General features: G+C 62.7%; 1 rRNA gene. It reads right to left on the reverse strand.

The features are described 5' to 3' along the window. Window positions 1-713: 713 nt before the first annotated feature. A 5S ribosomal RNA gene (rrf, locus tag OVO38_RS12380) occupies window positions 714-817 on the reverse strand; the annotation flags it as partial.

Here is an 817-nt window from a genome sequence, read left to right on the forward strand (position 1 = left end):
ATATTGACAACTACATCGACTTCTACACCCACACCAGGCTGAAGTCGACGCTAGGCAACGGCTATGCCACCATCGCCGAACACCGCCAAGCACTTGGAGTCTAAACAACAACACACAAGCCCACGGGGCACTCCAACAAAACATCCGCAGGCCCTCGTCTCGCATCTTCGTCAAGGAGATCTCGTCGGATAGCCGCCTCACTGGGCCAAACGGTCCGCCAGCGCGTGTGGACCCCGGTAGCAACAGCAACGCCAGGCGATCATGCGGAGAGGATAACCGCGAAGCCTTTGCCCGGGTATTCAACCGGGTGGCACTCTGCGGCCGCAGAGTCTTGCGGGACGGTGCCAGGTGTGTGGGTGCGGTGGTTGTGCGGCTTCGGCGCGGGCTGCGTTATATGGAGCTAGCTCCATTTGTACGGTTGCGCCGGTAAATACCCTGGTCGCATCCGTCTGGTGGCCGTAGATGGAGCTAGCGCCAAGCACGCACGCCTCGTGGGTCGGCCCGAGCCCCCGCCATTGATGCCCGTCACAGACGGCAGCTGACAACGGCTACTCCCCGGCGGCAGGTTACGCGTCTCGGCGGGCCAGGCCCCCCACCCTGCTACGCGCACAGAGAAGCGCCCCGGCCACAAAGGGCGGTGCGGATCAACACATGATCCCACCACCCCCGGGGCCGGGGCGCACACACAATTATTCAATTATTTATAGTTATTGGGTCGGCGGTAACCTACTCTCCCACACCCTCCCGAGTGCAGTACCATCAGCGCGGGCGGGCTTAGCTTCCGGGTTCGGAATGGGACCGGGCGTTTCCCCGCCGC

The organism is Corynebacterium sp. Marseille-P8863 (assembly GCF_946902955.1).
GTDB classification, from domain to species: domain Bacteria; phylum Actinomycetota; class Actinomycetes; order Mycobacteriales; family Mycobacteriaceae; genus Corynebacterium; species Corynebacterium gottingense.